This is a genomic window from Streptomyces sp. NPDC047085 (assembly GCF_040643735.1).
GTDB lineage: Bacteria > Actinomycetota > Actinomycetes > Streptomycetales > Streptomycetaceae > Streptomyces.
This window is the reverse complement of sequence record NZ_JBEYUW010000008.1, coordinates 359,287-370,724: the sequence shown is the minus strand read 5'-3', so window position 1 is coordinate 370,724 and position 11,438 is coordinate 359,287. Positions and strand designations below refer to the sequence as shown.

The 11,438-nt window shown below is 68.2% G+C and carries 3 protein-coding genes; 2 read left to right on the top strand and 1 reads right to left on the bottom strand.

The window, feature by feature from the left end:
* Nucleotides 1–692 (bottom strand): maltotransferase domain-containing protein (locus ABZ865_RS27050; protein ID WP_361235426.1); only part of this gene is annotated, 692 nt, incomplete at its 3' end.
* Between the two features lie 330 nt (nucleotides 693–1,022).
* Here ABZ865_RS27050 and ABZ865_RS27045 point away from each other — a divergent pair.
* The gene (locus ABZ865_RS27045) at nucleotides 1,023–3,641 is read left to right on the top strand and encodes a glycosyltransferase family 1 protein (RefSeq protein ID WP_361235423.1); all 2,619 of its coding nucleotides are present in this window, start codon (nucleotides 1,023–1,025) and stop codon (nucleotides 3,639–3,641) included.
* A 1,201-nt stretch (nucleotides 3,642–4,842) separates the two neighbouring features.
* Nucleotides 4,843–11,424, top strand: a complete 6,582-nt coding sequence (locus tag ABZ865_RS27040) for a polymorphic toxin-type HINT domain-containing protein (protein ID WP_361235420.1) — start codon at nucleotides 4,843–4,845, stop codon at nucleotides 11,422–11,424.
* Nucleotides 11,425–11,438 lie beyond the last annotated feature (14 nt).

Here is an 11,438-nt window from a genome sequence, read left to right as displayed (position 1 = left end):
CAGGAGCCGTACAGGGCGCGTTCCCGCTCCACCAGCAGCGGCATCGCATCCGACGCGGTGACCAACTCCCGCAAGGGATACCGGGCCAGCACCGCGTCCACTTCCGGCGCCAGTGCCGCCGCGAGCCGCCAGGCGGGCGGGCGGCCCTCGTCGCGCAGGGCCGCGACTGCCGCCAGGACGACGGCCCGCTGCCTCGCGGGGACTCCGGCGGCCGCCCGCTCGTACAGCCGGGCGCCCTCCTCCAGGACCAGGTCGGTGTCGATGCCGGCGGGGATCTTCACGCCGGCGGTGTGCCGCCAGGTGCCGAGGGGATCCGACCAGGCCTCCACCGTGTAGGTCCAGTGGCCGGGTTCACCCACGGTGACGGTGGCGCCCCACCGGTCGGTGCCCGGGGCGAGTTCCCGCATCGGGGTCCAGGGTCCGGCCCGGCCCTCGGGGTCGCGCAGGACGACGTTCGCGGCGACGGCGTCGTGTCCCTCCCGGAACACGGTGGCCGACACCTCGAACGACTCCCCGGCCACCGCCTTCGCGGGCCTGCGCCCGTGCTGGACCAGGGGGCGGATGTCGAGGACGGGGATCCGGCCGACGGAGGTGTCCGGCTTCCCGTTCCGTTTCGCCGGCTTCCTGGCCGGTTTCCGTGCCGCTGTCGTGCCGGTTGTCGGGGGTGCTGACGAGTGGTGCGTGGCGGGCATGACCGCTCCTGTCCGCATCAACGTGGGTGTGGGCGGAGGGATGTGGGAGATGGGTCCTGCGGGGTCGTACCGGAGGAGCCTTCCCATCCGATTCGGGTGGGCAATCCGGCACTTTGTTAACTACTCACGCGTATGTCTACGCACAAGACCGGCCTCGTTTCCGGTTCCCGCCACCGGGTTCGGACACCGGTCCGGACACTGGTTCCGGACGCCCTGACCGCTTCACCCGGATGCGTCCCCACCGACCCTTCGGTAACCACTACCGTCGAACGTGACGACGAGACGTACAGCGCCGTGCGTCTCACTCCGCAACGCGTCCGAGGTGGAAGTGTGAAGGCGATCCGTCGGTTCACCGTCCGTCCCGTTCTCCCCGAACCTCTCCGGCCGCTGAGCGACCTGGCGCGCAACCTGCGCTGGTCCTGGCACGCGGAAACGCGCGATCTGTTCCAGTCCGTCGACCCCGAGCACTGGACCGCGGCCGGGGGCGACCCCGTCCGGCTGCTGGGCCGGGTGAGCCCGGAGCGGCTCGCCGAGCTGGCCGAGGACCGACGGTTCCTGCGCCGCCTCACCGCGGTCGCTGACGACCTCGACGACTATGTGACCGGCGACCGCTGGTACCAGGAGCAGGACGAGGGGCTGCCCGCCGCCGTCGCCTACTTCTCGCCCGAGTTCGGCATCGCCGCCGCCCTGCCCCAGTACTCCGGCGGCCTCGGCATCCTCGCCGGCGACCATCTGAAGGCGGCCAGCGACCTCGGCGTCCCGCTGATCGGCGTCGGACTGCTCTACCGGCACGGCTACTTCCGCCAGACCCTGTCCCGCGACGGCTGGCAGCAGGAGCACTATCCGGTGCTCGACCCCAACGAACTGCCCCTCACCCTGCTGAAGGAGACCGACGGTTCACCCGCGCGGCTGGCCCTCGCGCTGCCCGGCGGGAAGGCGCTGCACGCCCGGATCTGGGTGGCCCAGGTGGGCCGAGTACCCCTGCTGATGCTCGACTCGGACGTGGAGGAGAACGACCACGGCGAACGCGGGGTGACCGACCGGCTCTACGGCGGCGGCAGCGAGCACCGGCTGCTCCAGGAGATGCTCCTCGGCATAGGAGGGGTGCGGGCCGTGCGGACGTACTGCCGGCTCACCGGGCACCCGGGGCCCGAGGTGTTCCACACCAACGAGGGGCACGCCGGCTTCCTCGGCCTGGAGCGGATCGCCGAGCTGTGCGAGGAGGGCCTGGGCTTCGACGCCGCGCTGGAGGCCGTACGCGCCGGGACGGTGTTCACCACGCACACCCCGGTGCCGGCCGGAATCGACCGCTTCGACCGGGAGCTGGTCGCCCGGCACTTCGGGCCCGACGCGGAACTGCCGGCCATCGACGTGCAGCGGATCCTGGCGCTCGGCATGGAGACCTACCCGGGCGGCGAGGCGAACCTGTTCAACATGGCCGTGATGGGGCTCCGGCTGGCCCAGCGGGCCAACGGGGTGTCGCTGCTGCACGGGCAGGTCAGCCGGGAGATGTTCGCGGGGCTCTGGCCGGGCTTCGACGCCGAGGAGGTGCCGATCACCTCGGTCACCAACGGGGTGCACGCGCCGACCTGGGTCGCCCCCGAGGTGCTCCGGCTCGGCGCGCGGCAGATCGGCGTCCAGCGGGCCGAGGACGCGCTCACCGTCGGCGACTCCGAGCGCTGGGACCCGGTGGCGGAGATCCCGGACCAGGAGATCTGGGAGCTGCGCCGCACCCTGCGCGAACAGCTGGTGCTGGAGGTGCGGGAGCGGCTGCGCGCCTCCTGGCGGCAGCGCGGCGCCGGGAACGCCGAGCTGGGCTGGATCGACGGTGTGCTCGACCCCGACGTGCTGACCATCGGGTTCGCCCGGCGCGTGCCGTCGTACAAACGCCTCACCCTCATGCTGCGCGACCGCGACCGCCTCATGGAGCTGCTGCTCCACCCCGAGCGGCCGATCCAGATCGTGGTGGCCGGAAAGGCACACCCGGCGGACGACGGCGGCAAGCGCCTGGTGCAGGAGCTGGTCCGCTTCGCCGACGACCCCCGGGTCCGCCACCGCATCGTCTTCCTCCCCGACTACGGCATGGCGATGGCGCAGAAGCTCTACCCCGGCTGCGACGTCTGGCTGAACAACCCCCTGCGCCCGCTGGAGGCCTGCGGCACCTCGGGGATGAAGGCCGCGCTCAACGGCTGTCTCAACCTCTCCGTCCTGGACGGCTGGTGGGACGAATGGTTCCAGCCGGACTTCGGCTGGGCCATCCCGACCGCGGACGGCGCGGGCACCGACCCGGACCGCCGGGACGACATCGAGGCCGCGGCCCTGTACGACCTGCTGGAACAGCGCATCACCCCGCGCTTCTACGAGCGCGGCCGGGCCGGGCTGCCGGACCGCTGGATCGAGATGGTCCGGCAGACGCTCACCCTGCTCGGCCCGAAGGTGCTGGCCGGGCGGATGGTCCGCGAGTACGTCGAGCGGCTCTACGTCCCCGCCGCCCTGGCCCATCGCGCGCTGACCCCGGACACCGCCGGCGAACTGGCGGGCTGGAAGGCCCGGGTACGGGCCGCCTGGCCCGGCGTGCGGGTCGACCATGTGGAGACGACCGCGACGACCGCCACCGCGGAACTGGGCACGAGCGTGGGCCTGCGGGTCCGGGTGGCGCTGGGCGAGCTGAGCCCGGACGACGTCGAGGTCCAGGCGGTCTCCGGCCGGGTCGACTCGGCGGACCGCATCACCGACGCCGGCACGGTCCCGCTCAAGCCGGTGGGCCACCCCGACCTGGAGGGCCGCTGGCTCTACGAGGGCCCCCTCTTCCTCGACCGCACCGGCCCCTACGGCTACACCGTCCGCGTCCTCCCGGCCCACCGCCTCCTCGCCTCCGGCGCGGAACTGGGCCTGGTCGCCGTACCGTCCGGGGAGGCGGTGGAGGGAGCGGGCGTGCTGCTGCGGTGACCCAGTCGTAGCGTGATACACCCTGAGTCCCCGGAGCGGTCACGGCAGCTCCGGGGACTCAGGGTTTGTGGCTCGTAGTGAGGGGGGTTTACGCGCAGGCCGCCCGGCTTGCCGGCGACTTCCCGACCGCGCTCCCCGCGACACAGATCCGGGGTTGGAGGGCCGCTATCAGCGCGTCTTCGGTGACGTGTACAGGAACCAGGGAGAATCACAGCGCTCCGCCGAGGCCTACTTGGCCGGACGCCTCGAAGCCGAACAGCACGCCAGGCAAAGGGAAGCACACACAACCAGGCCCTGCCGCGCCCTTGCCTTCGTCTGCTGTTTGGGGCGTTGGCGGCGAGCTTGGCGGCTGGGTTGAAATATTGCGCTTCGGGTCGTCAGGTCCGTTCTTGGGTGGCGTGCAGGCCGCACTTACTTGTGATCGAGGTCACAGAGTGGTGCGGGAACCGGCAGGTGTTTTCTCTATTCACAGGCGCTTCACGGGATTTACGGTCTCGCTTCACTGATCAACTTCTGATCTGAGCTGATCGTGGCTGCTGCATGGCACGGCCAGTTCGGCCTGGTTGGTGCGTGTTTCGTTCCATTGGACTGCCAGCGCCCGCGTCTGCGTGGGGGCTGGTGTGGGGTGGGAGTTCTGATGGCTGCTCGGCGTGCGCGCCTGCTTTCCGTCGGTGTGGCGGGTGCAGTGCTGGCGGGTTTGTTGTCGACGGTGTCGGTCGTGGCGCCGCAGCAGGCGGCTGCAGCCGGGGATGATCCGACACCCGTGGTGCCCTCGCAGTCGTTGGGGACGGTTCCGGCGCCGCAGGTGGAGGAGGCGGGCAAGGCGCTGCCGGCGCCGAAGTGGCCGGCTGCCGGTGAGGCGACGGTCGACTTGTCGCAGGCGGCGCCCGGTGATCCGGGCACCATGACGCCCGAGCCATCTGCGTCGGCGAGTGGCGATTCCACGGCAGTTGCCGACGTGGTGGAGATCGCGCCGGTTGCCGATGACGCCGGCGCCACTGCCCAGTTGTCCCGCGCGCAGCTCGCGGCCGACGGCACGCCCTCACCGACCCCCGTCGACGCAGACAGCCCTATGGCGACCGCCAGCGCTTCTGTGAGCGCGGATCCGAGCGAGAGCGCGTCGCCGCAGCCGTCGGAGTCGACGTCGGCGCAGCCCGCCGGTGGCACGGACGCGGTATCGCCGGACCAGGTGGATGTCAGGGTGCTGGACCGTCAGGATGTCGCTCCTGCTGGTGGCGTGGGCCTGGGCCTGCAGGTCATACGTACCGATGGGGTGACGGCACCGGGCCAGGTCCAGGTCGCCATCGACTACTCGGGGTTCAAGTACGCCTATGGCGGGGACTTCGCCTCGCGGCTGCGGATGGTGAAGCTGCCCGCGTGTGCGCTGCAGACGCCCGAGGCTGAGGGGTGTACCGAGCGCGAGTTCGTGCCGGTCGACAACGACACCGCGAAGAACACACTGACTGCGACGGTGGAGGCCGAACCCGACACGGACGGCCTGTCCACGCAGCTGGCCAGCGGCTCGAGCTCCGTGTACGCGCTGAGCACCAGCTCGTCCTCGGACCAGGGCGATTACCGAGCCTCCACCCTTTCCCCGACCGGATCATGGGACGTGGCGACCGGGTCGGGAGCCTTCACTTACAGCCTCCCGATCAGTCTGCCGGCACCGGCGATGGGATCTGCGCCCTCGCTGGGCCTGACCTACAACTCGCAGTCGGTGGACGGGCGCACCTCGGCGACGAACAACCAGGCCTCATGGGTCGGCATGGGCTGGGACCTGGGCGCCGGCTACATCGAACGCCGATACCAAAACTGCAGCAAGGACGGGCTGAAGGACATCGGCGACATGTGCTGGGACTCGCCGAACACCAGCAAGGAGCCGGACGGCGCGATCTACGTCGTGAACCTCAACGGGGTCACCTCGACACTGGTGCAGGACAACAACGGCACCGGCTCGTACCACCTGCAGGACGACCCGGGCTGGAGGGTGCAGCACCTGAGTGGTGGACACGGTGCGGACGACGAGTACTGGGTGATCTCCACGCAGGACGGCCATCGTTACTACTTCGGCTGGGGACGCTCGGAGCGCACCGGAGACGCGACGTCATCGGTGTTCACCGAGCCCGTCGTCGGCAACGACCCCGGTGAGCCGTGCCACGATCAGTTCCCCGAGCCCTGTACTCAGGCCTGGCGATGGAACCTCGACCGCACGGTCGACGCCAACGAGGTGGAGTCGGTCTACTTCTACGACAAGGAGTACAACTACTACCGGTCGGTTGCCAACACTGACAAGGCCCGCAAGTACACCGCGAGTGGCTACCTCACCTCCATCGAGTACGGCTGGCCAACTCAGATTGCGAACTCCAAGCCGACGGGCAAGGTCGAACTGACCCACGTGGGCCGCTGCGTGGAGCGCATGTCGGACGCAGACCCGCTGCGCGGGGAGCCGGGACTGTGTCCGTCGATCTCCTCCAGTCCCACCTCGTATCCGGACGTGCCGGTCGACTTGATGTGCGACGGCACGTCGGCGGACTACTACTGCGCGGGAAAGACGTACTACCCCACGTTCTTCAGCAAGGACATGCTGTGGGACATCAAGACCTATGTGCTGAACACCAGCTTGGATGGCTGGGACCTGGTGCAGCAGTACCAGACCAAGCACGGTTTGCCGAACCCCGACGGTTCGATCGGCAAGACACTGTGGCTGGACTACGTGCAGCGCGAGGCCTACGGGTCAGGCGCGGACATCGTCCTGCCGGTCATCAACTTCAACGGCATCGACCTGAACAACAGGGTCGGCTCCACCGAGCTGAACTTCCGCCGCATCAACACCATCGACGGTGACCTCGGTGCCACCACCACCGTCACCTACGGTTCGCCGAACCCGTGCAGCGCGGACGCCCTGCCCACCGAGTCCTCCAACACCAAGGACTGCTTCTGGCAGAAGTGGATCCCTGAGGGCGAGACCGAAGCCAAGACGGGCTGGTTCAAGAAATTCCTGGTCACCAAGGTGACGGTCGACCCGACGGTCACCAGCAACCAGGACGGTGCCCCGGAGATGACCACCAGCTACGACTACCAGGGCGGAGCCGGCTGGCGGTTCACCAACGACCCCCTGGTCAAGGACGCGGACGAATCCTGGTCCGACTGGCGCGGCTACCAGCGCGTCGAGGTCACCAGCGGCAGCGGCGCGGTCAAGCACTCCACCTTCCACTGGCTCTACCGCGGCCTGGACGGCGACCGCACCTCCAAGACCGACCCCTCCGCGACCCGCTCCGTCACGGTCACCGACGGCCAAGGCACCTCTTACACCGACTCAGCATGGCTCCAGGGCCGCACCATCGAGACCTCCAGCCGCGACGACGCCGGCAATTCTCACGAGCGCGTCTTCCACCATTACTGGATCCACAACACTGCCCAGTACGACGGCCTGCCCGACGCACGCTTCGTCCGCGAGGACCAGACCACCACCGACACGAAGATTTCAACGGGCTGGCGTACCCACGTCGTCCAGAACGAATACGACGCCACCACCGACACCTCCGCTCTCTACGGCCTGCCGCTGCGCATCGACGACCAGGGAGAGAAGGACGTCTCCGACAACCGGTGCACCACCTACGGCCGCGCCTACAACACCGACTACTTCGACAACAGCAGCATCCAGCGGTGGATGATCCTGATCGACGAAATCCGCCACTACAGCGTCGGCTGCACCGACCGCGCCGCGTCCAACCAGGACGCCTACAGCGTCACTCTGTACGACAACGCCACCTCCGTGGACACCGACAAGCCCGTCGACGGCAACTCCACCGAGACGCGCTCCTACACCACCTCCAGTGCCGCCGATGCGCAGACCGCGACGTTCGGCTACGACAACGCAGGCCGCAGCATCTGGGCGGAGGACGCCGACGGCCATCGCACCACCACCACCTACAACCCGGACAGCAACTGGCCGGTGAACGGCATCACCACCACCAGCCCCGATCCCGACGGGCCTGCCGCCGGGCGTGGCCCGCTGACCACCACGGTCTGGAAGTCCCGGTTCTGGGGTGCGCCCTACCAGAGCAAGGACGCCAACGGCAAAGTCACCAAGGTCACCCTGGATGCCGCGGGACGGCCCATCGAGGTGTGGAAGCCCACCGAGACCGGTGACTCGCCCTCGATCAAGTTCAGCTACAGCATCCCCACCACGACCAGCGGCGGCGTCCCGGACTCGGTCGACGGCTACCCCCGCGTGAAGACGTCCACCCTGCAGTCCGGCACCACCTACCTGACGTCCTACGCTTACACCGACGGTCTCGGCCGCGCCCGGGAGAGCCAGGCTCCGCTGCCGGACGGAACCGCCTCCAATGGAGAGGAAGTCCCCAACCGGCAGGTCGCCGTGACCCGCTACGACTCGGCCGGCAACGTCACCGGCACCTCGGCGGTCTTCCGCAGCGAGGGCACCGCGGGCTCGGCCGACCCGGTCAGCCCCAAGGTGGAGGACCTGCCGTCCTACACCGACCTGACGCTGGACTGGGCGGGCCGCACCACCGAGTCGCGGATCCTCGTCGGTGACGGCACCACCACCCGCGCCGTCGACTCGGGGAAGGTCCTGACTGCCTACTTCGGTGACTACACCACCGTCACCCCGGCCGTGGCCGCCCCCACCGACACCTACACCGACGTCTACGGGCAGATCTCCAAGATCGTCGAGCATAACGGCAGCGGAACCTACACCACCCAATACGCCTACACGACCAAGGGCGAACTGCAGAAGATCACCGACCCGCGCGGCAACAACACTCTCTACACCTACGACTGGGCCGGAAACCGCAAGACGGTCGACGACCCCGACGCGGGTTTCTCCTCCATCACCTACGACCACAACGGCCGCGTCAGCACGGTCAAGGACAACATCGATCCGACCACCGGATGGGCCAAGACCACCCTCACTTACGGCTACGACGCCCTCGGCCGTAAGTCGTCCGTCAGCAGCGGCTCCACCGTACTCGCCTCCTGGCTGTGGGACGGCCTCGGCGTGAGCGGCGGCAAGGGTCAGATCACCTCCACCACCAGCCGCGACGCCGACGGCAACACGTACACCGTCAAGGCCGACGCCTTCGACGACCGAGGCCGGCCGCTCAGTACCACCGTCACCCTGCCCGCCACGGTCGGCGGCCTGGCCGGCGACTACACCACCACCTTCGGCTACGACGCCGCCGACCACATCACGTCCGTCCACTACCCCGCCGCAGGCGGACTGCCGTCCGAGACTGTCAACACCACCTACAACGCCTACGGACAAGCCAGCAGCCTGGCCTCCGACACAGAGACCTACGTCAAGACCACCGTTTACGACGCCTACGGCCTCCTGACCGACCGCTACTACGGCGTCCCGTCCGGCGATCCGACCACCGTCACAGCCCACCGCACCTACACCTACGACTACACCGACGGCACCCGCTGGCTGTCCAGCATCGCCACCACCACCAGCCGCGGCCTGTTCACCCGCGGAAGCCAGAACGACACCTACGACCACAACGCCGACGGCACGATCACCCAGATCCGGGAACAGGCAGACGGACAGACCGCACAGTCACAGTGCTTCAAGTACGACGACCAGGTACGCCTGACCCGCGCCTTCACCCGAACCGACGCGAACGCCTGCACCACCTCCAGCACCTCAGACTTTGCGGGTGAGGCCCCGTATCAGACGGCCTACACCTACGACCGCATGGGCAACCTGCAGTCCACCGCCGACACCGACGCCACCGGCAAAACGACCACCCGCGACTACCTCTACCCCGGCTACGACGACGCCGGCATCTGGACCACCGCCAACGCCGACTGGCCGCACGGCGTCCGAAAGATCAACACCATCACGGCGGGCACCACCACCTCGAGCGAGACTCTCGCCTACGACAACGCCGGCCAGATGACACAGCGCATCGAACCCGGCAAGACCTACGACTACACCTGGACCCCGCTAGGCCGACTCGACAGCGCCAAAACCACCGACTCCGGCGGCAGCAGACTCACCCGCTACGCCTACGACGCCGACGGCGCCCTCCTGGTACGAACCACCCCGCAGGAAACTGTCGCCTACCTCGGCGGCATGGAATTGCACACAGACGGCCACACCACCACCGCCACCCGCTACTACAGCTGCGGCGGCACCACCGTGGCCATGCGCACCACCGCCGACACCCCCACCGGCAGCACCCTCACCTACCTGATGGCCGACACCCAGGCCTCCACCCAACTCGCCGTCAACGTCACCACCGGCACCACCACCCGCCGTCGCTACACCCCCTTCGGCGACGAACGCAGCGGCACCCTGCCCACCGGCACCGACCACGGCTTCCTGGGCAAAACCGAAGACGCCAGCACCGGCCTGTCCCTCCTCGGTGCCCGCGCCTACGACCCCCGCCTCGGCCGCTTCCTCAGCCCCGACCCCCTCAACACCCCCTACATCCCGCAGAATCTCTCCGCCTACAGCTACAGCATCAACAACCCCGTCAATTACAGCGACTCCAGCGGCCTGATATTCAACTCCGAAGACCACAGCGACGGAGGCAACGACTGCAGCCGCCCCGAGATCGTCTGCATGGACGAAGTTCCCACCGAGGACCTACCGGACTATGAAAGCGGCGGCGACGACTACAACCACGACGGCTTCGTCACCATTCACCCCGGCGTCAACGTCCCCATCACTTGGTCCAAGAAGAACGAATTCATCGCAGCTTTCTTCGGCGACATGGACGACCAGTGCCTGCCCGAGGAACGCAACCGTTGCTACACCGTCGACCCGAACGAGCCCTGGGCCGACTTCAGGGCCCAGATTGCTGCGGCAGAGCTCACCAACCTCGTCTTCCGCGCATGCGGAGAGACCGCTGGCGGTTCGACCTGTCCCGTGGCGGGAGGCTCGCTCGGCGATGCGATCGCGGCAGGAGCAAGCCTCAGCGCACTGACCGGAGGAGGCGAAGGACCGGCAACAACTGGCGGCCGGATCGGCGGAGGCTGCGGTGGTCACAGCTTCGCTCCCGACACCGAAGTCCTCATGGCCGACGGCACGACCAAGGACATCGAAGACCTCGAAGCCGGCGACAAGGTCGAGGCAGCCGACCAGAAGACGGGCAAACGCAAGGGTGCCCGCGAAGTCCAGCAGGTGTGGATCAACCACGACCACGATCTGCTCGACCTCACAATCCGCACCGAAGACGGCCACACCGCCACCCTCCACACCACCGCCGGCCACCCCTTCTGGGACGACACCACCCGGACTTGGCGGCGTGCCGGTGAACTCCGGCGAGGCGATGCCCTCAACACCTCCACCAACGCTCACGCACACGTCCTCGACATCCGCCTCACCCCCGGTGCCGCCAACCGTTGGAACCTCACCGTCCAGGACCTGCACACGTACTATGTACTCGCCGGAAAAACGCCGGTGCTCGTCCACAACAACAGCGCTTGCCTGGGCCGGAATCTCAGGGCGGCCGGGGAGAACCCGACCACACCGAATCCTGAGGCTCACCACATCGTGCCGGAGAACCATCCACTTGCGGCTGGCGCACGCAGTGTGCTTGCCAGACACGGGATCGATATTGATTCTGCTGAGAATGGGGTGTGGCTGGCGCATGACACTCACCGCGGCACGTTCCCAGGTGGCTATGTGAGCTGGATCAACGATGAAATTGTCGCCGCTGATGCGGCCGGTGGAAGATCTGCTGTCCTGGATGTGCTGAGCAATGCGAAGGATATACTCCAGTCGCTGGATCAAAATTTCGGAAACGGCTTGTAGTAAGGCGATGAGGC